Annotated in this window: 22 protein-coding genes; 12 read left to right on the forward strand and 10 right to left on the reverse strand. The window is 64.2% G+C overall.

Annotation, left to right across the window (positions count from 1 at the left end; genetic code table 11):
* Positions 1-33: 33 nt before the first annotated feature.
* From QX071_RS07215 to QX071_RS07235, 5 genes are all read left to right on the forward strand, one after another.
* A complete protein-coding gene (locus tag QX071_RS07215; protein WP_315701554.1) occupies positions 34-834 on the forward strand; it encodes an alpha/beta hydrolase in 801 nt (266 codons plus the stop codon).
* 100 nt (positions 835-934) lie between these two features.
* Complete coding sequence (locus QX071_RS07220; protein WP_315703101.1) at positions 935-2,269, forward strand: sodium:proton antiporter; 1,335 nt, start codon at positions 935-937, stop codon at positions 2,267-2,269.
* A gap of 64 nt (positions 2,270-2,333) precedes the next feature.
* Positions 2,334-3,431, forward strand: coding sequence for an ionic transporter y4hA (locus tag QX071_RS07225; RefSeq protein ID WP_315701553.1), 1,098 nt, complete (start codon positions 2,334-2,336; stop codon positions 3,429-3,431).
* Between the two features lie 17 nt (positions 3,432-3,448).
* Positions 3,449-3,733, forward strand: coding sequence for a cupin domain-containing protein (locus QX071_RS07230; protein WP_315701552.1), 285 nt, complete (start codon positions 3,449-3,451; stop codon positions 3,731-3,733).
* Between the two features lie 93 nt (positions 3,734-3,826).
* Entirely contained in the window at positions 3,827-4,696 is an 870-nt protein-coding gene (locus QX071_RS07235) for a hypothetical protein (RefSeq protein ID WP_315701551.1), read from the forward strand.
* A 250-nt stretch (positions 4,697-4,946) separates the two neighbouring features.
* Here the strand turns inward: QX071_RS07235 and rpsU are convergent, their stop codons facing one another.
* From rpsU to purE, 3 genes are all read right to left on the reverse strand, one after another.
* The gene (rpsU, locus tag QX071_RS07240) at positions 4,947-5,249 is read right to left on the reverse strand and encodes a 30S ribosomal protein S21 (protein WP_315701550.1); all 303 of its coding nucleotides are present in this window, start codon (positions 5,247-5,249) and stop codon (positions 4,947-4,949) included.
* A 167-nt stretch (positions 5,250-5,416) separates the two neighbouring features.
* Positions 5,417-6,526: a 5-(carboxyamino)imidazole ribonucleotide synthase gene (locus QX071_RS07245; protein ID WP_315701548.1), complete on the reverse strand. Its 1,110-nt coding sequence runs from the start codon at positions 6,524-6,526 to the stop codon at positions 5,417-5,419.
* Complete coding sequence (purE, locus tag QX071_RS07250; RefSeq protein WP_315701547.1) at positions 6,523-7,011, reverse strand: 5-(carboxyamino)imidazole ribonucleotide mutase; 489 nt, start codon at positions 7,009-7,011, stop codon at positions 6,523-6,525. The genes QX071_RS07245 and purE overlap by 4 nt, the downstream gene beginning before the upstream one ends.
* A gap of 304 nt (positions 7,012-7,315) precedes the next feature.
* On the opposite strand from purE, the gene QX071_RS07255 reads away from it, so the two are divergent.
* Positions 7,316-8,011 carry a GGDEF domain-containing protein gene (locus QX071_RS07255; RefSeq protein ID WP_315747766.1) on the forward strand — a complete coding sequence of 232 codons (696 nt, stop codon included), beginning with the start codon at positions 7,316-7,318 and terminating at the stop codon, positions 8,009-8,011.
* Positions 8,012-8,080: 69 nt separating this feature from the next.
* On the opposite strand, the gene QX071_RS07260 is transcribed toward QX071_RS07255, so the two are convergent.
* The 3 genes from QX071_RS07260 to QX071_RS07270 all read right to left on the reverse strand — a co-directional run bounded on the left by QX071_RS07260 (position 8,081) and on the right by QX071_RS07270 (position 9,056).
* Positions 8,081-8,332, reverse strand: a complete 252-nt coding sequence (locus QX071_RS07260; protein WP_315701545.1) for a hypothetical protein — start codon at positions 8,330-8,332, stop codon at positions 8,081-8,083.
* 75 nt (positions 8,333-8,407) lie between these two features.
* Positions 8,408-8,617 (reverse strand): hypothetical protein, encoded by a 210-nt coding sequence (locus QX071_RS07265; protein WP_315701544.1) that lies wholly within the window; start codon positions 8,615-8,617, stop codon positions 8,408-8,410.
* Between the two features lie 232 nt (positions 8,618-8,849).
* Entirely contained in the window at positions 8,850-9,056 is a 207-nt protein-coding gene (locus QX071_RS07270) for a YdcH family protein (RefSeq protein WP_315701543.1), read from the reverse strand.
* Between the two features lie 288 nt (positions 9,057-9,344).
* Between QX071_RS07270 and QX071_RS07275 the strand changes: the two genes are divergently transcribed.
* On the forward strand, positions 9,345-9,530 hold the full coding sequence (locus QX071_RS07275) for a YdcH family protein (protein ID WP_315701541.1): 186 nt from the start codon (positions 9,345-9,347) through the stop codon (positions 9,528-9,530).
* Positions 9,531-9,675: 145 nt separating this feature from the next.
* On the opposite strand, the gene QX071_RS07280 is transcribed toward QX071_RS07275, so the two are convergent.
* Positions 9,676-10,779, reverse strand: a complete 1,104-nt coding sequence (locus QX071_RS07280; protein ID WP_315701539.1) for an NAD(P)/FAD-dependent oxidoreductase — start codon at positions 10,777-10,779, stop codon at positions 9,676-9,678.
* Between the two features lie 216 nt (positions 10,780-10,995).
* On the opposite strand from QX071_RS07280, the gene QX071_RS07285 reads away from it, so the two are divergent.
* The 5 genes from QX071_RS07285 (at position 10,996) to QX071_RS07305 (ending at position 18,380) form a co-directional block, all read left to right on the forward strand.
* On the forward strand, positions 10,996-13,689 hold the full coding sequence (locus QX071_RS07285) for an EAL domain-containing protein (protein WP_315701538.1): 2,694 nt from the start codon (positions 10,996-10,998) through the stop codon (positions 13,687-13,689).
* Positions 13,690-13,731: 42 nt separating this feature from the next.
* Entirely contained in the window at positions 13,732-15,291 is a 1,560-nt protein-coding gene (locus tag QX071_RS07290; protein WP_315701537.1) for a glycerol-3-phosphate dehydrogenase, read from the forward strand.
* A 32-nt stretch (positions 15,292-15,323) separates the two neighbouring features.
* Positions 15,324-16,496, forward strand: a complete 1,173-nt coding sequence (locus tag QX071_RS07295) for an ABC transporter ATP-binding protein (protein ID WP_315701536.1) — start codon at positions 15,324-15,326, stop codon at positions 16,494-16,496.
* On the forward strand, positions 16,493-17,407 hold the full coding sequence (locus QX071_RS07300) for an ABC transporter permease (RefSeq protein ID WP_315701535.1): 915 nt from the start codon (positions 16,493-16,495) through the stop codon (positions 17,405-17,407). The genes QX071_RS07295 and QX071_RS07300 overlap by 4 nt, the downstream gene beginning before the upstream one ends.
* 157 nt (positions 17,408-17,564) lie before the next feature.
* Complete coding sequence (locus QX071_RS07305; protein ID WP_315701534.1) at positions 17,565-18,380, forward strand: ABC transporter permease; 816 nt, start codon at positions 17,565-17,567, stop codon at positions 18,378-18,380.
* Positions 18,381-18,393: 13 nt separating this feature from the next.
* Here the strand turns inward: QX071_RS07305 and QX071_RS07310 are convergent, their stop codons facing one another.
* From QX071_RS07310 to QX071_RS07320, 3 genes are read right to left on the reverse strand one after another with little or no spacing between them, the layout of a single operon-like run.
* Positions 18,394-19,380, reverse strand: coding sequence for an alpha/beta hydrolase family protein (locus tag QX071_RS07310; RefSeq protein WP_315701533.1), 987 nt, complete (start codon positions 19,378-19,380; stop codon positions 18,394-18,396).
* Between the two features lie 7 nt (positions 19,381-19,387).
* Positions 19,388-20,239 (reverse strand): carbohydrate ABC transporter permease, encoded by an 852-nt coding sequence (locus QX071_RS07315; RefSeq protein ID WP_315701532.1) that lies wholly within the window; start codon positions 20,237-20,239, stop codon positions 19,388-19,390.
* The gene (locus tag QX071_RS07320; protein ID WP_315701531.1) at positions 20,236-21,111 is read right to left on the reverse strand and encodes a sugar ABC transporter permease; all 876 of its coding nucleotides are present in this window, start codon (positions 21,109-21,111) and stop codon (positions 20,236-20,238) included. Before QX071_RS07320 ends, QX071_RS07315 begins: the two co-directional genes overlap by 4 nt.
* Positions 21,112-21,294 lie beyond the last annotated feature (183 nt).

Below are 21,294 nucleotides of genomic sequence, written 5' to 3' on the forward strand. Positions count from 1 at the left end.
ATTGATGCCGGTAAGCACTTGGCGGCGCGCCCGATGGCTCTCCTCAAATGGCTTCTTATCGTCCTTGCCGGGCTCTACGCTTGCGGGCTTGCCGTGCTGTTCGTCAAGCAGCGCACGATGCTGTTTCCGATCCCGCCGGTCGGCCGCACGGCACCTGACGCGGCTGGATTTCCGCAGGCCGAAGAGCATGTGCTGACCTCGGCCGATGGCGAGAAGGTCGTCGTCTGGCATGTGCCGGCCAGGCCCGGTCGCAAGGTCGTGCTGTATTTCCACGGCAACGGCGATGTCCTGGCGGGTCTCGTCCCGCGCTTCAAGGCGTTGACGGCCGATGGCACCGGCCTCGTCGCGCTATCCTATCGCGGCTATGCCGGTTCGACCGGCAGTCCGAGCGAGCACGGGCTGCTATTGGACGCCGACGCTGCCTATGCCTTCACGGCCGCGCGCTATGCACCTGACCGCATCGTGGCCTGGGGCTTCTCCCTCGGCAGCGGCGTCGCCACCGCGATTGCGGCCGACAAGCCGATCGCCAAGCTGATCCTGGAAGCTCCTTATACGTCCATTGTGGAGGTTGCCGGCGCCATGTTCCGGTTCGCGCCGGTCAGCCTGCTCATGCTGGATCGGTTTCGATCCGATCTGCGGATCGCACGCGTCAAAGTGCCGCTGTTGATCATGCATGGGGAGAAGGATCCTGCGATTTCGATCCGCTTCGGGGAACGACTATACAGGCTTGCGCATGACCCCAAGCAATTCGTAGCGTTTCCTGACGGCGGTCACAACGATCTGGATAGGTTTGGTGCGACGGAGACAGCGAAGCGATTCATCGACGGATCATAGGACCAATATCACGCGTCTGTTGTGCTGGTTTGTTGCTGTCGCGCTGCTCGCGACGTGGCCTGTGAGCGCGCAGGCCGCCACCGGGCTTGATGGCGCCGCCATGGGCTGGCCGTTTGCCTTGCCCTTTGCCGGCCTGCTGCTCTCGATCGCGCTCGGGCCGCTCTTGTTTCCCAAGTTCTGGCACCATCATTACGGCAAGGTCGCGGCTCTCTGGTCGCTCTTGACCTTCGCTGCGCTGACATCGTCTGCCGGCCCGACGCCTGCGTTCGAGGGATTCATTCACGCGCTGCTCGGCGAATATTTCAGCTTCATCGTGCTTCTGTTTGCGCTCTACACCGTGACGGGCGGCATTCTCGTCACGGGCGACATCAGAGGCACGCCTGCGACCAATGCCGGCATTCTGGCGCTGGGAACGATGATCGCCTCCATCGTCGGGACCACCGGCGCCGCGATGATCCTGGTGCGCCCCTTGATCCGCGCCAATTTGACCCGCCGGCACAATGTCCATGTCCTGGTCTTCTTCATCATCCTGGCCGGCAATGTCGGCGGCGCGTTGAGCCCGCTCGGCGATCCGCCGCTGTTCGTTGGCTTCCTGCGCGGGGTCGATTTCTTCTGGACCACACGGCACATCTGGCCGCAGACCGCGATCGTAGCGGGGCTGCTGCTGGCCATTTTCGTCGCACTCGACTGGTGGCTGTCCCGCGCTGAACCAGGGATGGGCGATAAGACGCGGCGCGAGCCGGTTCGAATCCGTGGTCTCGTCAACCTCGTGCTGATCGGAGCCGTGGTTGCCAATACGCTGTTCTCGGCGAACTGGCACCCAGGCGTGACGTTCGACGTCTTCGGCACGCATCTGGAGCTGCAGAATCTGGTTCGTGATGCGCTGCTGGTCGTGATCGCCATGCTGTCGTTGTGGCTGACGCCTGACGAACATCGCGAGGCCAACGGCTTCAACTGGGAGCCGATCCGGGAGGTCGCAAAGCTGTTCGCGGCGATCTTCACCGCGATCGTTCCAGTGGTGGCGATGCTGCATGCAGGCCGCAGCGGCAGCTTCGCCTGGCTGTTGGATGCGGTCACGACCCCGAGCGGGGCGCCGCGGGAAGTGGCCTATTTCTGGTTCACCGGATTGATGTCCGCGTTCCTGGACAATGCGCCGACCTACCTCCTCTTCTTCGAGCTCGCCGGCGGCAATGCGTCGACTCTGATGCAGGAGCTGTCCGGCACGCTGGCCGCGATCTCGATGGGCGCCGTCTATATGGGCGCGCTGACTTATATCGGGAACGCGCCCAACTTCATGGTGGAGGCAATCGCCCGCGAGCGCGGCATCAGGATGCCGAGCTTTTTCGGCTATATGCTGTGGGCGGCAGCGGTGCTGATTCCGCTCTTTCTCCTGCTCACCTTCCTGCCGATTTCGCCGCGGCTCGGCGCCGGTTAAGCTAGTGCCAAGCTGGTGCCGGTGCGGCGGGCATCGCGGACGCACAATTGAGGGGCTCTGTCACATGAGTGCTGTGAACGCGACGCCCAGATCGGCCGTGGTCTTTCCCGCATTGGCCGTGGTGCTGTTTGCGCTGGTGACAGCCACGCATTACGAGTTTGCGCCCACATTAGGCGGCCTCGTGTTCGCTGGCGGATTGCTGATCGTTCTGTTCGGGACGGTGTTTGCGGCCGTGCATCACGCCGAGGTGATCGCGCATGAGCTCGGCGAGCCCTATGGAACGCTGCTTCTGACCTTGGCTGTCACGGTGATCGAGGTGGCGCTGATCGCGACCATCATGCTCGGCGACAAGTCGGTGCCGACGCTCGCCCGGGATACCGTGTTTGCGGTGGTGATGATCGTCTGCAACGGCCTGGTCGGAATCTGCGTTTTCATCGGCGGCCTGCGCTACCGCGAGCAGGATTTCCAGGTCTCGGGCGCGAATCTGTATCTCAGCGTGCTGTTCACGCTGGCGACGATCACGCTGGTGCTCCCGAATTTCACCTTGACCGAGACAGGGCCGGTCTATTCCGCCGCCCAGCTCGGATTCGTCAGCGTGGTCACGATCCTGCTCTATGCCGTTTTCCTTTACACCCAGACGACGCGACACCGCGATTATTTCGTGAGCGGCGCTTCGGCATTCACCGACCATGATCCGAAATTGCCGCCGCGGATGCTCGCGTTCAGCATCGGCCTCCTGCTGGTGGCATTGCTGTCGGTCGTGCTGCTTGCCAAGAAGTTCTCGCTGGTGGTCGATGCCGGCGTGGCCGCGACCGGCGCCCCGCCGGCCTTGGCCGGCGTGCTGGTGGCGGCGCTGATTCTGCTGCCCGAGAGCGTTGCGGCGATCTCGGCTGCGCGCGCCAATGATCTGCAGCGGAGCATCAACCTGGCGCTCGGCTCTTCGCTTGCGACCATTGGGTTGACCATTCCCGCGGTCGGGCTGGCCGGCTACGCGCTCGACAAGCCCCTGGTGCTCGGCCTGAACCCGCCTGGAATGGCGCTCCTGATTCTGACATTCGTGCTGAGCATGCTCACCTTCGGCACCGGCAGGACCAACGTCCTGTTTGGGCTGGTGCACATGGTCGTGTTCGCCGTATTCGTGTTTCTGTTGTTCGTGCCGTGATCAGCAGGGAACGTGAGATGCTCAGCGCCAAATCCGATATTCAGGTCGACACTCCCGAAGTGCGCGTCACCGAATGGCGCCTGGCCCCCGGCAGCGCCACCGGCCGTCACATTCATGAGATGGATTATGTCATTGTTCCCGTCACTGCCGGCGAGATGACCATCGTGGCGCCAAGCGGGGAACGGAACTCGGCGCAGCTTGCAGTCGGGAAATCTTACTTCCGCAAAGCAGGTGTGGAACACGACGTGCTGAACGAGACGTCTTCCGAAATTGTCTTCCTGGAAATTGAGTTGAAGCCGTAAAGCTTTTCTTTACTAAAATGCCACTGATGTGTCGTATCTGATCCCTTAATTGTGCCTCAAAGTTCCCCCAAATACCGGCGGGGAGTGGTCAGCATGCTGAAATATCTGAAAAAGCTCGCCATGGAGATCGTCCCGTCGGTGGTCGCGACCATCCTCGGGGCGTACATCGTCAATCACTATATCAACGCCAAGCCCGCCACCCCTTCAGCCACGGTCGCGGCTGTGGCGCCGACGACGGTCGACTCCAAGAACGACGCTTCCAAGAACGACGCTCCCAAGGCTGACGCTTCCAAGACGGCCGGTGCGAAGCCGGACGCCAAGCCGGCGGAGACGTCGGTCGAGCTCTCGAACTTTCCCGGTCCCGGCATCAAGGCTAAGGGCATTGCCGAGAAGTCGGTGAGCGAAAAGGCTGCTGGAGAGAAGTCGATCGAGGCCAAGCCGGCTGAGACGGCAAATGCGCCCGCCGAGGCGCAGCGCCATGTGCCAGCGCGGGAAAAGCTGATCGCGCGCAGCACGCCCGCTGAGATGCCTGCTCCGGAAGAGCACCGCGACGCCGCCGATCTGGCCCGGGCCGCAATCGAGCGGCTGCGGGCGAGCGAGGCGACCAAACCTGCCGAGAAGCCCTCGGATCCTGCTCGTGCTCCGGCGGATCCGTCGCGCATCGTGACCGCTGCCCCGCCGCCGGTGTCTCCGGTGCGGCCATTGCCGCCTCCGATCACCGTGTCCACGCCACCAGCCGACACGTCGGTCGTGCTTGGTCCTCCGCCCGGCAACCCTGCGATTACCGGCTCGGTTCAGCCGGACGGGCGTCCGACGCCGCCGGCCGATATCCCCCTGGCTTCGCCGCTCCGCCCGCTCGATCTGCGCGCCGACACGGAATCCGCCAAGGAGCGTATGCATAACGTCGCCGAGGATATGCTCTCCGCGGCCAAGTCGGTGTTCCACGCGGTCATCCCGAAGTAATTCGTCGGGCAATGCTTCCGGTCGGATCGGGCCGGAAAGCTGAATTAGACGAGACGTCGGTGGTCGCCGTCGCCGCGGTCCTTCCCTGCGGCGCTCTGTCGCAGGTAGACGACCTCGGTCTCCCGATGATTGTGCAGCCGGGCATTGGAGCCCATGACGACGGCGTGTGAACCGACGACGCCATAGCCCAAAACAAAAGCGCGAGCCCGAAGGCCCGCGCTGTCATCTCAAAACTCGAATTGGTTCGCGATCAGCGCATGCCGCCGCTGCGCGCACCTGCGCCCGGACCACGGCCCGCACCCCGGTCACCACCGGCGCCAGCGCCGAACACCGGCTTCGGCTTCATCGGCAGCAGGCCTTCACGCTGCAACTTCTTGCGCGCCAGCTTGCGTGCGCGGCGCACGGCTTCGGCCTTTTCCCGGGCTTTCTTCTCAGAGGGCTTCTCGTAATGTCCGCGGAGCTTCATCTCGCGGAAAATACCCTCGCGCTGCATCTTCTTCTTGAGCGCCTTGAGGGCTTGATCGACATTGTTATCGCGAACGAGAACCTGCACGCGGCATCCTCTTTCTCAGTACATCGGTTTGGAATCGGGTGAAGCCAGGGCTGGCAAATGGCCTCGCCCTTAACCTTGAGCGCGCCGATGTATCAGACTACGGGACCAATGTCCACCCGCCCTGGTAACCCTGACGCAAAGTTTAGCTGTTCCGCGGGCGGGTAGGATCAGGCGGATTTCGGCGGGGTCGGCGACACCAGCGTCACGTGTCCCATCTTGCGGCCGGGTCGCGGGGTACCTTTGCCGTAGAGGTGGACGGTCGCGCCGGGGACGGTGAGCCATTGCTCGTAGGTGTTGATCTCGTCGCCGATCAGATTGGTCATCGTGACCTCGCCGTGGCGTACCGGCTTGCCCAGCGGCCAGCCGGCGATGGCGCGGATGTGCTGCTCGAATTGCGAGATCGAAGCGCCGTCCAGGGTCCAGTGCCCCGAATTATGCACCCGCGGCGCGATTTCATTGACGAGCACGCTCGGCCCCTGTTTGCCGGGCACCACGAACATTTCGACTGCGAGCACACCGACATAATCGAGCGCGGTCGCGATCCGGCCGGCGATCTCGCGCGCCTGCTCGGCGAGCGCGTCCGGGATTGCGGCCGGCGCCCGCGAGATCTTCAGGATGTGATCGCGGTGTTCGTTCTCGGTCACGTCGAAACATTCGACCTGGCCGTCGGCCGCCCGCGCAGCGACGACCGAGATCTCGCGCTCGAATGGAACAAACGCCTCGAGGATCGCGGACCTCGTACCGAGCTCGGCCCAGGCGCGCTCGAGATCGTCGCCCTGGCGTATCTTGATCTGGCCCTTGCCGTCATAACCGAAACGGCGGGTCTTGAGCACGCCGGGCAGGCCGATGCGGACGATCGCCTCGCGCAAGCCTGCCACCGAGGAGACGTCGGCGTAATCCGCAGTCCGAATGCCGAGCGAGGTGACGAAATCCTTTTCGGCAAGGCGATCCTGCGTCGTTTCCAGCACCGTCCGGCTCGGCAGCACCGGCCGCCTCGCAGCCAGCACCATGGCTGCCGCGGAGGGGACGTTTTCGAATTCATAGGTCACGACGTCGACGTCGTTGGCGAAGAACTCCAGCGCCTCGACATCGGCATATTCGGCGCAGGTGGCGCGCTGCACGACGTCGAAAGCCGGAGAATCCGGATCCGGCGAAAACACCTGGCAGCGCAGTCCGAGCCGCGCCGCCGCGAGCGCCAGCATGCGCCCCAATTGTCCGCCGCCGAGAATGCCGATGGTGTCGCCGGGCTTGAGCCGCACCGGATGAGACGCAGTCACGCCGATCCCTCCGGGCGTTCGGCGACCTGCTCGGTCTGCTGTGCTCGCCAGGCTGCCACGCGCGCCGCAAGTTCCGCGTCGGTCAGCGCAAGCACGCTTGCCGCCAGAAGGGCCGCGTTGATCGCGCCGGACTTGCCGATCGCGAGCGTCCCGACCGGAATTCCGGCGGGCATCTGCACGATCGAATAAAGCGAATCGAGCCCGGACATGGTCTTGGACTCCACGGGCACCCCGAATACCGGCAGTTCGGTCAAAGCGGCGGTCATGCCGGGCAGATGGGCGGCGCCTCCGGCGCCGGCAATGATCACCTTGAAGCCGGCCGCCTTCGCTCCCTTGGCAAACGCGTAGAGCCGATCGGGGGTCCGATGCGCGGATACGATGCGGGCGTCGTAGCCTAATCCCAGCTCCGCCAACGTATCGGCGGCATGGCGCATGGTATGCCAGTCCGACTGGCTTCCCATGATGATGGCGATCGGGGCAGTCATAAGCTCAATTCTTCTCGGGAATCCAGAAACATGAGCCGGAGTATAGGGGCCGGCCCGACCGCGGCAAGGCATGGTAAGGAGACGCGAATGCACTATCCCGTCTTGGCGAATCGCGGCAAGCCCATAAGTAGCGTTCCGCCGCCGATGTTCGCGCAACGTTCTGGCGAGTTTCGGATGCGTGGATCGCGCGCCGATCGACCGCCACGGTGCGGCTCGAATCGTGCAGATTGAGTTCGAAGTTCCGTCATGTGCCACCGCTCGAACTGCAATCCGCCGAGGCACGGCGGTGCGCGTCAGGGATTCGATGAAACAGAAGCGTAATGGGCGGCCCCGCGTATGGGCGAAACCAGGGATCCTGGTTCGGCGGCAGATCCGGACATTCGGTGACGCGCAAGCCGAGGTCAGTTTCCCGGGTACGCGTCAGACCATTCACCGGCTGCGGCGGGAACTTGCGCAGGCGGCGAGGCAGATCGAAGAACTCAAGGCGAGTGCCGAGCGGGACTTCCTCCTCGACATCTTCAACCGGCGAGGATTCGTCCGCGAATTGGATCGGTCCGCAGCTTACATCAAGCGCTACGGGGCGACCGGTGCACTGATCCTGCTCGATGTCGACCGTTTAAAGCCGGTCAACGATACCTTCGGCCACGCGGCAGGCGATGAGGTTCTGAGGGCGGTAGCGCGCACCCTGTCGGGGCAGGTGCGCTCGTCCGATGTGGTCGGGCGGTTGGGCGGTGACGAATTCGGCATCCTGTTGTGGAACTTGAGTGCGCTGGATGCTGCTGCCAAGGCTCTCACGCTGGAGCACGCGATCGATGCGCTGAGTTTCGAATTCGAGGCGCAAACCGTGCGGGTCGGTGCATCGGCGGGCGTTGCGATTCTGGACCCGCACACGGATGCCGCGCGCGGCCTGGAAGCGGCGGATCGCGCCATGTACATCCGCAAGAGAGAGCGACGGTGCGCTTCGATTCCGAAATTCGCAAATGAATGCGCCGCGAGCTGATCGATGTTCGGAATCGAAGCATCGGCCGGTCAGTTCGTCCGGTTTGGCAACGCATCCGAGGATGTGCGGTTACATCCCGCCGAGATCGTCCGGCACCTGCCCGAATTTGCGTAACAGCCGTGCATCGCTGAACTCGCCCATCATGGGATCGCCGCTGCGGCTGAAGGCAACGGCGCCGATATTCCCCTCCAGGTGCGACATCATCTCCGCGCGCAGCAGCGCCGTGGTCGAGCTTTGGCATTCCTCTGCGGTGCCGGCGATCAGCATGCCGGAGGCATCACGCGTGAACGGCATCGCGACATAGTAGGTGATCTCGGACATTGCGCTATCTCCTGACGCTCCTTTCAACTGACCAATGCTCTGCGAAGCTCACCCATCGCGGGGCGAGCTGCCAGCTTATGCGGCTTCGCTGTTTGCGCGATCGAGCGGGTTCGGCACGCAGCCGCAGACCACCGCAGCGCGCAGCTCCTGCAATTCCAGCTCGAGATATTCGTTGGCCATGATCAGGGCTTTGATGGTCGAGCGGAGATTGCCGCTGCACATCGCGATCGCCTGATCGCAGGCGCGTTCGTAAAGGCCATCATCGGACGGGAAGGCTGCTTGCATCGGGATCTCCCTTGGTCGGGGTGACGTCGGCGCGTTGCCAGGGCGGTGAATACTGTGCCGATTGTTCCTGTTTTGTTCTGGATTGTCAATCGTGTTTTCGATGATCGGGAGATCCGGGTCCGATCGGCGTTTTTGCCGACGGCGTAAAGGCAACCGACAATCGCTTCGTGAGCCGCATCCCTCGCGCCGGCTTGCGGCCAAGCCGGGCGGCCCGCTCGCCAAGGCCTACAGATCAAGCGATGATATCGGGCGTGATCTGGTCTTCGATGAAGGCGATCCGATCGCGCAACAACAGCTTGCGTTTTTTCAACCGCTGCAGCCGCAAGAGATCTGGCGCGGGCGATTGATGCAGCGCATCAATCGCCGCGTCGAGGTCGCGGTGTTCCTGCTGCAAGCGTGCGAGTTCTGCGTGCAACTCGCGCTCGTCTGGATCGGCCATGATCTATATTAGCAAAAAAGCACAGAGGGAGGAAAAGGCTTGCGGAGGGACGATCGACTATTGCTGCAGCGAAGCTGCGACGCAAGTCACGATGTTCCCGATGGCCGCATTGTCCTGCCGAATTTCGCGTTCGCGCAAGTCAGGACTGCGCGTGATCTGCTCACGCTTCATTACACATGGTGCGCAAATTTGCGCCCGCGGTTCTTTGGCCCATCGACACGACAAGCGAGTCGTGTACACTCAATAGTCCTGGTCGAATCTCAGGTTAACTCACCAAGGAGGTTGCGAATGGCCATTCAGGCGCATCTCGTTGAACTGGAACGTAAGCACAAAGTTCTTGAAAACGAATTGCATGATGCTCTCCTGCACCTTTCGACGGACGACCTGCGAATTGCCGAATTGAAGCGACGAAAGTTGATGGTGAAGGACGAGATCGAGCGCTTGAAGCTCGCCACTAGCGAAACGGTTCACTGAAGGCGAACCACATCATTTTCGAAATCCTTCTGGGGTGGACGGTCTCGCTCCATCCCAGATGGCATGCTGACCTAACCTGCTTACCTGGCCGCCTACTTGGCTCTTGTCCCATTTGGCTCGTTCCCATGATGAACGAGCGGCTTTCCTAAATACCTGCGAGCTCGCCGACATGGTCGGCAATCGCCAGCGACGATGTCAGTCCCGGCGATTCAATTCCAAACAGATTGATCAGCCCTGCAACGCCGTGATCGCTGGGGCCCTGAATCAGAAAGTCCTGCGTCGCCACGGCGGGCGGTACGATCTTGGGGCGCATGCCGGAATAGGCCGGCATCAGCGCACCATCGGGCAGCGTCGGCCAATATCTGCGGATCGCCGGATAAAACCGCTCGGCCCGTGCCGGATCCACCGCATAGTCGATATGATCGACCCATTCTACGTCGGGACCGAAACGGGCCTGTCCCGCCAGATCTAGCGTCAGGTGCACGCCGAGGCCGCCGGGCTCCGGCACCGGATAGATCAATCGCGCAAACGGCGCCCGGACGCTGCAGCTGAAGTAGTTGCCCTTGGCCAGATAGGCCGGCGGAATCAGCGCGAGCGGCATGCCGTCGATCATGCGCGCCACCGCGGGTGCATTCAGCCCGGCCGCATTGACGAGCAGCCGGCAGCCGAGGATCATCGGCTGGTCGCCGCCGGCATCGAGCTCGATCTGGTCTGCATCGGCCTTGGCCCGCAGCAGCGGCGTGTGAAAGGCAAATGCGGCTCCTGCGGCTTCTGCTTCGCCGCGCAGCGACAGCATGTAGGCGTGACTGTCGATGATGCCCGTCGATGGCGACAGCAGCGCGGCCGCGCAGGCGAGCGCAGGTTCGAGGGCGCGTGCCGCATCCCCTGACAGCAACTGCAGGTCGTCGACCCCATTGGCCGCCGCGTGCGCGCGAATGCCTTGCAGTTTGTCGGTTTCGTTCGCGGTCGTCGCTACGATCAGCTTGCCGCAATTGCGGTAGGGAATGCCGTGCTCGTCGCAATAGCGATAGAGCAAGCGCTTGCCTTGGACGCAGAAGCGCGCCATCAGGCTGCCGGCCTTGTAGTAGATGCCGGCATGGATCACCTCGCTATTGCGCGAGGAGGTGACGGTGCCGATGTCCTCGGCCGCCTCCAGGACCACGACCTCGCGGCCGGCCTTTGCCAATCGCCGGGCAATCGCGAGGCCAACGACACCGGCGCCGATAACGACGCAGTCGACCTTATCCATGGTGTGACCGCCGCTGCATAGTTAGCAAATTCGCGGGTCTGCACGCCGCAGTTGCGGGGCAAAGGCGGAGCGGCGATCCTGATTTTAACGAGGCATTCATCATCATTGGTCAAAGGCGGACGTCGGCGCTGCCGTTTTCGCGAAGCACGAGAAGCCGTTTACCCGATCCAAACGCGTCCGACCAGAGATTGTGCTCCCGAAATCCGCGGGTGATCGATGGCTGGCAACAATTGGCAGGCAGGCGGCAAGAATCTGATTCCTGCGCAGGCCATTGCGGGCTTCGCTGCAGTTGCGATGTCGCTCGCGCCTGTGCGGAGCCTGGCTGCGAACGTCCCGCAGCAACGTGCCTTCGGCGATCTCGATGCAAACGTGCTCTGGGAAATGCTCATCGGAGGCCTTGTCGTCTGCGCGTTTCTCGCCTCTGTCCTGCTGTGGGTCCATTCGGCGCTGCGCCGTTACAAGCGCGAACAGTTGCATCGCGACGCATTCGTCAGTTCCGCGCTGAACAATCTCAGCCAGGGCATCATGATGACCGATGCGGCCAACCGCATCGTCTTCTACAATGATCGCTTCTTGGACATCTATGGCCTGAGCCGCGCCGACATTCCGCGCGGCTCGACCGGCCGCGAACTCGCCGAGCTTCGGCGCAAGCGCGGCTTGCTCAACCTGTCGATCCAGGAATACGCCCGTCGGGCGCGCGAACCGGAGGGCTACGTCACCGAGCTGCCGGATGGCCGCGCGGTGGTGGCGAAACTGTTTCATCTGCCGGATGGCGGTTCGATCGGAGTTCACGAGGATTGCACCGAGCGGCGCAGGCTGGAGCGGGAGCTCGCCTCGACCAAGCAGTTCCTGGAATCGGTGCTGGACCACGTGCCGGTCTGCGTAGCCGCCAAGAACATCGACGACGGCCGCTATATCTTCGCCAACCGCGCCTTCGAGAAATTCTCGGGCCTGCCTCGCGAGCGAATCACGGGCCGGCGCGCCAGCGAGTTGTTCTCACCCGAAACGGCTGCGAATATCGAGGCCGCAGACCGCGCTGCATTGCTTGCGTCCAGCGAGGCCTACCGCAGCGAGCTGATGATCCGGCGCGGCGAGGAACGGCGCATCCTCGCCTCCAATCGCGTCATCGCGCGCAACGAGAAGAACGAACCGCAGTTCCTGATCGCGCTGCTCGACGACGACACCGAGCGCCGCGCCTTGAGCTACGAGCTCGAAAACGCCAAGAGGTTCCTCGAGCTCGTGGTCGACAACATCCCGGTTTCGCTGATCGTCGAGCGCGTCAGCGACGGCCGCTATCTGCTTGCCAACCGCAGCGCGGAGATGATCCTCAATCGCCGGCGCGAGGACGTCACCGGGCTGACCACCGCCGACATCTTCAATCCGCGGGAGGCCAAGCTGATCATCGCCCGCGATGAGGCCGCGATCAAGAAGCGCAGCCTGATCACCGAGGAGCACCCGATTTCGACCAAGGACGGCCTGCGCCTGTTCCTGACAAGGCGGATGATCGTCAACGGCGACAATGACGAGCCGCAATATCTGATCAAGACCTACGAAGACGTGACCGACCGTCGCCAGACCGAGTCGCGGATGGCCCACATGGCCTATCATGACGGCCTGACCGACCTGCCCAACCGGGCCGCCTTCCTGCAGGCGCTCAGTCAGATGATCGAAGCGTGCGGGGCGACCTGCGAGGAGTTCGCGGTTCTCAACGTCGACCTCAAGGGGCTGAAGGAGGTCAATGACGTCTTCGGCCATGCGATCGGCGACAAGCTCCTGATCGAGGTTGCGCATCGGGTCCAGGACGCCGCACGGGGCGGGGTCGTGGCGCGGCTGTCGGGCGACGAGTTCGGCTTGATCATCGACGGCAAGCAGCCCGAGGCCGGGCAGCGGCTGGCCGAGCAGCTGGCGCAAGCCATCGCCATCGAGTTCCAGATCGACGGCAAGTCGATCCGCACCGCGCTGACGACGGGCATCTCGGTGTTTCCGCACAATGGCTCGGATCCTGCCTCGCTGCTCGCCAATGCCGGTGCGGCCCTGTTCCGTGCCAAGGCCAAGTCGCGCGGAAGCATCACCTTCTACGAGCCCGAAATGGATCAGCAGATCCGCGATCGTCGCGTGCTGCACCAGGAGCTCTCGGTCGCGATCAAGAACGGCGAACTGTCGCTGTATTTCCAGCCGCAGGCGAGTTCCGGCCGCACGGTGGACGCCAGCGAGATCATCGGCTTCGAGGCGCTTGCCCGCTGGCAGCACCCGCAGCGCGGCTTCGTTCCGCCGAGCGATTTCATCCCGCTGGCCGAGGAAAGCGGCCTGATCGTCGAGATGGGCGAATGGATTCTGCGCGAGGCCTGCCGCGAGGCGGCGTCCTGGCCCAAGCCGCTGCAGGTCGCCGTCAACCTGTCGCCGGCGCAATTCGTTCACGGCGATCTGGTCGGGCTTGTGCACTCGATCCTGATCGAGACCGGTCTCACGCCGGACCGGCTGGAGCTCGAAATCACCGAAGGCGTGCTGATCGAGGATTTCGATCGCGGTCTCGGCCTGCTGCGACGGCTGAAGGCGCTCGGGGTGCGGATCTCGATGGACGATTTCGGTAGCGGTTATTCCTCTTTGAGCTATCTGCAGGCGTTCCCGTTCGACAAGATCAAGATCGACCGTGCCTTCGTCATGAATCTCGGACGCACCCCGCAGTCCGCCGCGATCGTGCGCGCGGTGATCGATCTCGGTCACGGCATGAACATGCTGATCGTGGCCGAAGGGGTCGAGACGCCGGAGCAGCTCGGGTTCCTGGCCGAGGAAGGCTGCGACTCCGTTCAGGGCTATCTCCTGGGCAAGCCGCTGCCGATCGAGAAATATGATGCGCTGGTCGGCCGCAATGATGCCAATGTCATGGAGTCAGTGCGCAAGACCGGTTAGGTAAAGCGCGCACCATTTCGGCGCGCTTCGGCACATTCGCGCATGACGGATTACGATCTGGCGGTCATCGGTGGCGGGCTGAACGGCGCAAGCCTGGCGCGCGATGCCGCCGGCCGCGGGCTGCGCGTGATTCTCATCGAGCAGGGCGATCTCGGCGCTGCGGCCTCCTCGGCGAGCTCGAGGCTGGTCCACGGCGATCTTGCCATGCTGGAGCGCCGCGGCTTGCTCCGGGTCCGCGCGGCGCTGTCCGAACGCGACATCTGGCTCGATATCGCGCCGCATCTGGTGCGGCCGATCCGGTTTGCTGTTCCCGCGCACGCCAATGAGCGTCCGCCCTGGCGCCTGCGCGCCGGGTTGTGGCTTTACGATCGGCTGGGCTCCCACAGTCGCCTGCCGGCCGCAACGACCCTGGACGTCACGCACCACCCGATCGGCAATGCGCTGCAGCGCCCGATCGGCACCGCCTTCGAATATTCCGATTGCCTGGTGGACGATTCGCGCCTGGTCGTGCTGACGGCGCTCGATGCGGCGGAGCGGGGCGCCGCCATCTGCACCGGCGCCCGGTGCGTGCGCGCTGATCGCGATCGGATCTGGCGGCTCGCGGTGATCGATCGCGGCTACCGGCGCATCCTGACCGCGCGTGCGCTCGCCAACGCCACCGGCGCCTGGAGCGCGTCCACCGCAGAAACAGTGTTGCGCCAGCCCTCGCCACGGCTCGTCGCGCGGCAGGTGAGCCAGATCGTCGTGCCGCGCCTGTTCGATGTCGATACCGTCTACGTGTTCCAGAATCCGGATGGGCAGCTGATCTTCGCCAGTCCCTATGCGCGGGATTTCACGCTGGTCGGCACGGTCTCCCATGCCTTCAAGGGCGACCCCGCGGTGGTCGCGGTGCCGGCCGTGGATGTCGCCTATCTCTGCACGGCCGTGAACCGCTACTTCCGGGCGGAGATCCAGCCCGTCGACGTGATCAGGACCGTGTCGGGTGCCAACATGGTGTTCGCGCGCGACGGTGGTCGCGCGCCGGCGGCCAGTATGATGGACTTTGATGCCGGCCGGAGCCGGGCGCCGCTGCTGACCCTCTCGGGCGGTGATGTCACCACCGTCAGGCGTCGTGCTGAACGCGCCATCGACCGGCTCTCGCGGGTTTGTCCGATGGCGCCGCGCTGGACGGCGCGGAGGCCGCTGCCGGGCGGAGATTTTGCCTGGGACCGCTTCGACGAGCAGGTCGAGCTCGCGCGCGAGCGCTGGCGCTTTCTGACCGAGGCAGAGGCGCAGCGTCTGGTTGGCGCCTATGGCTCCCGGCTCGCCGACATATTGGGCGAGGCCAAGAGCCGCACCGATCTCGGTCGGAGCTTCGGGGCGGAGCTCACGGAAGCCGAAGTGCGCTATCTCATGGCCAAGGAATGGGCACGGTTCGCCGACGATATCCTCTGGCGCCGCACCAAGCTCGGCCTGACGATGACGCCGGCGGAGCGGGACGCGCTGGCGGCCTTCATGGGGGGCGCAGCCTCAGGGCAGGCTGTGGGCGTCCTGGACGTCCTGGGCGATCGGAGAGGGGATAGCGCGACGACGCCGGTTGAGCCGCGGCCGATCCGTCGTTAGCTTGCGGCGGGCATCGCAACGCTTATCGGGACATGGCTGAGGACATCGCGAATACGGAGATCGCCGCGGAGCCGGCCAAGCCCTTGCCCTTGCCGGATCCGATCATGCCGCTGCTGCGCATGGAGGGCGTCGTCAAGGCGTTCGGCGGTTTTCGCGCGGTCGATGGCGTTTCGCTCGAGATCCACGCCGGCGAGTTTTTTGCGCTGCTCGGCCCGAGCGGCTGCGGCAAGACCACGCTGCTGCGGATGCTGGCCGGCTTCGAGACCCCGGACGAGGGACGTATCCTGCTCGGCGGCGAGGATATCGCGCAGGCGCTGCCGCATCAGCGTCCCGTCAACATGATGTTCCAGAACTACGCGCTGTTTCCACATTTGTCGGTCTACGACAACATCGCCTTCGGTTTGAGACGGGCCGGCATGGCGCGGCGCGAGATCGCCTCGCGCGTGGCGGAGATGGTCGCGCTGGTCAGGCTGGAGGGGCTGGAGAAGCGCAAGCCCGACCAGCTCTCCGGCGGCCAGAAGCAGCGCGTGGCGCTGGCGCGGTCGCTGGCACGGCGGCCGCAAGTGCTGCTGCTCGATGAGCCGATGGCCGCGCTCGACAAGAAGCTGCGCGAGAGCACGCAAGTGGAGCTGATGGAGTTGCAGCGCCGGCTCGGCATGACCTTCATCATCGTCACCCACGACCAGGACGAGGCGATGACGGTTGCAAACCGGATCGGCGTGATGGACGCCGGCCGGTTGGAGCAGGTGGCGACGCCGCGGCGCCTCTATGAAGAGCCGGCCTCGCGCTGGATCGCGGAGTTCGTCGGCGACGTCAACCTGTTCGAGGGCGAGGTGAAGGGGCACGAGCCGCATCGGTTGACGATCGCGACGCGCAATGCCGGCGAGCTCGTCGCCGCCGCGCCGCTGATGCCGCTCGCCGAGTCGGCTGTTGCGGTCGCGATCCGGCCCGAGAAAGTGCGGCTGGCGCGACGCGGGCCCGCGACCGACGCGCTGACCGCCCATGCGATCAACCGCATGGAGGGCGTCATCACCGAGGCCAATTATCTCGGCGGCACCACGGTCTACAAGGTCAAGCTCGACAGCGGCGCTGTGCTGCGCGCGGCAGCGGCCAACACCGCGCGGCTCGACGTCGATGGCTATGGCGTCAGCCATCGCGTGGTGGCGTGGTTTACGCCTGACGACTGCGTGGTGCTGGAACGATGAGCGCGCGCCGCACCTTTGCCCGTCCGGCGCGGCTGGCCGCGATCGCACCTTACGTCTGGATGGCGCTGTTCTTCCTGGTGCCGTTCGGCTTCATCGTGAAGATCAGCCTGTCGCAGACGGTGATCGCGCAGCCGCCCTACGCGCCGGTGTTTTCCGTGGCGGACGGTTGGACTGGGATCAGGAACGCTTTCGCCGCGCTGTCGGCGGATAATTTCCGCCTGCTGTTCTCGGACGATCTCTATCTGTTGTCTTATCTGCGCAGCCTGATGGTGGCAGCGACCTCCACCGCGATTCTGCTCGCGATCGGCTATCCCATCGCCTATGCCATGGCACGCCTGCCCAGGCGCTGGCAGGCAACCGCGATGCTGCTCGTCATCGTGCCGTTCTGGACCTCGTTCCTGATCCGCATCTATGCCTGGATCAACATCCTGCAGCACGATGGCCTGCTTAACCAGATCCTGCTCGCATTGCATCTGGTCTCCTCGCCCGTCGCGTGGCTCTCCACCGACACCGCGATGTATATCGGCATCGTCTATTCCTATCTGCCGTTCATGATCCTGCCGCTCTATGCGACGCTTGCGAAGCTGGAGCCTGCGCTGGAGGAAGCCGCCGCCGATCTCGGCGCGTCGCCGCGGGAAACCTTCTGGCTGGTGACGTTTCCGCTGTCGCTGCCCGGCGTCGGCGCCGGAATATTGCTCTGCTTCATCCCGATCGTCGGCGAGTTCGTGATTCCCGATCTGCTCGCGGGCTCGCAATCCCTGATGATCGGCCAGACCCTGTGGCTGGAGTTCTTCACCAACAAGGACTGGCCGGTGGCTTCGAGCATCGCCGTGGTTCTGCTGGTCGTGCTGCTGCTGCCGCTGCTGCTCTACGACCGGCTGCAGCGCCGGCAGCTGGAGGAGGGCAGATGATGTTCTGTTTCCTCCCACTTGCGCCGCTCTGTTCCCTCCCCCCTTGTGGGGGAGGGATAGGGAGGGGGGTAGGCTACGAATACCGTGTCCGTGGTACCCCCACCCCCACCCCCAACCCCTCCCCGCAAGGGGGAGGGGAGCGCACTGGAGTCGTGTGATGGCTCCGAAACTCATCCGCCTGTCCCGCTTCAACATCGCTGCGCTGTCGCTCGGGCTCGCCTTCCTCTATCTGCCGATTCTGATCCTGGTGATCTATTCCTTCAACGCCTCGCGGCTGGTCACGGTGTGGGGCGGCTGGTCGCTGCGCTGGTATCACGAGTTCTTCAACGATGACGCGATGATCGATGCGGCCTGGATGAGCCTGCGGGTGGGCGCGACCTCCGCCACGATTGCCACCGTGCTCGGGACGCTCGCCGCAGTCGCGCTGTCGCGCGGGCAAGGCTTTCGCGGCAGGACGCTGTTTTCCGGCATGCTCTATGCGCCGCTGGTGATGCCCGAGGTGATCACCGGATTGTCGCTGCTGCTGCTGTTCGTCGCGCTGAATGCCGAACGCGGGTTCTGGACGGTGACGATCGCGCATACCACGCTGACGATGTGCTTCGTCGCCGTGGTCGTGCAGTCGCGGCTGGTCGCGCTGGACAGAAGCGTCGAGGAGGCCGCGATGGACCTCGGCTGCGACCCGTTCCGCGCCTTCGCGCTGGTCACCTTGCCGTTGATCGCGCCGGCGGTCGCGGCCGGCTGGATGCTGGCCTTTACACTCTCGCTCGATGATCTCGTGATCGCGAGCTTCACCACCGGGCCCGGCTCGGCGACGTTGCCGATCCGGATCTATTCGGAGGTGCGGCTCGGGGTGAAGCCGGAGATCAACGCGATCTGCACGCTGGTCATCGGCGTGATCGCGGTCGTGATCGTGGTGGCCTCGCTGGCCTCAAAATTGTCGAGCGAGCGTGGCGAGAGCGCCGCGCCGTTGTAGATGTCGTCGTCCTTCAGAAAGAACTGAACAGCTCCGCGGCCGTTGCCGCCACATGGCGGTGGATCGCGCCCCGATCCACCGAGGGTGGGTCGACGCAGCAGGTCGGATCGGCGCGGCGTCCGGCCTCGGTGCTCTCGGGCAGGAACACGTAGTGCCCGGCCTCTTCGGCGACGATATCGAGGGTGCTGTCGGGCAATCGTCGATGCAGCCAGCGCGCCGTCGGTGCGAGGACGTCAGCGCCGCCGACCATGATGTGAGTCGGCACGGCGATCGAGGCGATGCTTTCGTCGGAAAAGCATTGCGCGGAACGGCCGGGCGCCAGCAGCAACGCCGCCTTGATGCGGGGATCGCGATAGGATTGCGACATCCGTGCCCAGGACTCGCGGAAGATGCGGCTCTTCTCGAGCAGGCGCGGCAGGTGGTCGACGAGGTCCGGGAATTCGCGCGGGCCGCGGCCGAGATTGGCGCCCGGCTCGAACGGCGAGCGCACCATGACCGCACCGAGCAGGGACGTTGCCGTCGCACCGCCGAGAGAATAGCCGACGGCGACGATGTGATCGGGATCGACAGCTCCGGCGAACTCAGGGATTGTCCCGATCCGATCGAGCAGCAGGGTGATGTCGCGCGCACGCTCCCACGAGCACAGGAAGCCTTCGGCGCGATAGGGCTCGGCGTTGGTGTTGCCGTGATGATCGACGGCAACCGCGATGAAGCCGCGGCTCGCCAGATCGCGCGCCAGCCATTCCTGTTGCAAGCCGTTGCCGCCGGTGCCGTGCGAGAACACCGCGAGTGGATAACGTCCGTCCCTGAGAGGCGCATCGAGCGCGGCCCTGCCGGCCTTGAACCAGCCTTGCGGCAGCGGAGCCATCGGCAATTCCGCTTCGGCTGCAGCGTCCGGGGCCGGATACCACGCCGCCCAGTTCACGGGCCGGGGCGCGTCGCCGTCCCAGTTCGGCCGTGCCGGATCCTCGAAGCGGCCGCGCGCAAATCCAATCAGCATCTGTCCATCACGACTTCACCGCGCCTGCGGTCAATCCGCCCACCATGTAGCGCCTGAAGACATAATAGACCGCAGCCGGCGGCAGCGCATAAATGAAGCCGGTGGTCATCAGGAGCTCCCAGGGCGAATCGTCGGCAGCAAGGAAGTTGCCGAGCGCGACCGGAAGGGTGATGTCCTTGTCGTTCGACAGGAGCAGGAAGGCGTAGAGATATTCGTTCCAGGCGAGCAGCACCGCGTAGGTGCCGATCGCAACCAGCGAGGGCATCATCAACGGCAGATAGACCAGGCGGAAGATCTGCAGCGGACTCGCGCCGTCCATGACTGCGGCCTCGTCGAGTTCGACCGGCAGCTTGTCGGAAGCCTGTTTCAGCACCCAGATCGCGTAGGGCGAGGCGATGGTTACCATCGCGAGGATCAGCGACCAGTGCGTGTTGAGCAGTCCGTATTTGCCCATGGTTCGATACATCGGCACCGCGAGGAATGCGGCGGGGATGAAATAGGTGAACAGCGCCAGATTCATCACCATCCGGCTGCCGGGCACCCGCAGCCGCGAGATTGCGAACGCTGCGGAGGTGGCAATCACCAGCGTCAGCGCGCCGACCGCGGCTGCGATCAGCACAGAATTGCCGAATTGCAGCCAGAAGTCGCGCAGGAAATAATGCTGCTGGTGGAATACGATCGAGAAGTTGTGCAGGGTCGGATGATCCGGCCACAGCTTGCCGGAAAACGCGTCCTCCTTCGGCGAGATCGCGAACAGGAACATGTGATAGATCGGAACCATGGTCCAGATGAAGACCGGGATGCCGATCAGGAGCAGGCCGGCCTCATTGCCGATTTCGCGTAAGGTCGGGAGCTTCATCGCGACAGCCGTTTCATCATGAAATAAACCAGGGGCAGCACCAGGGGCAGCGCGCAGACGATGGAGGCCATCGCGAGGCTGAGCTGGTCGAGCCGGAGATAGCGGATGCCGAGCGTGGACAGCACATGGGTGAGGTCGGCCGGCCCGCCGCCGGTCAAGAGATAGACGCTGTTGAAGTCACCGAGCGTCCAGATCATCGAGAGCAGCGTGCAGGTGATGTACAGCGTCTGCATCGATGGCCAGGTGACGTAGCGGAATTTCTGCCACCAGGTGGCGCCGTCGACATCGGCGGCCTCGAACAGATCGTGCGAGATCGCAAGCCGCCCGGTCATCAGGATCAAGGTCCAGAACGGCAGCGACTTCCAGATGTGGACGCCGATCGCCATCGACAGCGCCACGGTCGGATCGTTCAGCCAGTTCGGCCCGTCATCGCCGGTGAACTGGAAGATCAGCTGATTGATGACGCCCCATTCGGGGTTGAGCATGAAGCGCACCGACAGGATGGTCGGGATCGACGGCACGGCCCAGGGCAGGATGAAGATCACGGAAAGCCATCTGATCCAGCCGCGCTGCTGCACGAAGAAGCCGGAGAGGAACAGCGCGATCAGCATCTTCAGATTGATGCCGATGACCAGGAAGATCAGCGTGTTGATCGCGGCGCGCGCGAAGATCGGATCGTTGTAGAGCGCGACATAGCTGGCCGGATGCCGCGCCAGCCAGAGGCCGTAGCCGACCGGATAGACTACGAAGGCGAGGAATACGAGCAGATAAGGCGCGAGCATCACGATGCCCCAGACCTGCGGGGACGTCAGCCGGGGCGGGCGTGGGGCGACCGCTATCGCCTGGTCCGATGCTGAGAGTGTGATCGCCATATCGTCTCTTTCTAACGGTGACGCTGCTGCAGTGGCGGTGTCGTCCCGGCGAACGCCGGGACCCATACGCCGCGGCAGGTGCTGTTGAAAGGCGGCGTCAACGACGTCCTTTCCTCATCACGGCGGCCGGCGGTTATGGGTCCCCGCTTTCGCGGGGACGACACCAGTGTTCGGGCGGCCATT

Origin of the sequence: Bradyrhizobium sp. SZCCHNS1022, from assembly GCF_032484835.1 — a bacterium.
Lineage (GTDB): Bacteria > Pseudomonadota > Alphaproteobacteria > Rhizobiales > Xanthobacteraceae > Bradyrhizobium.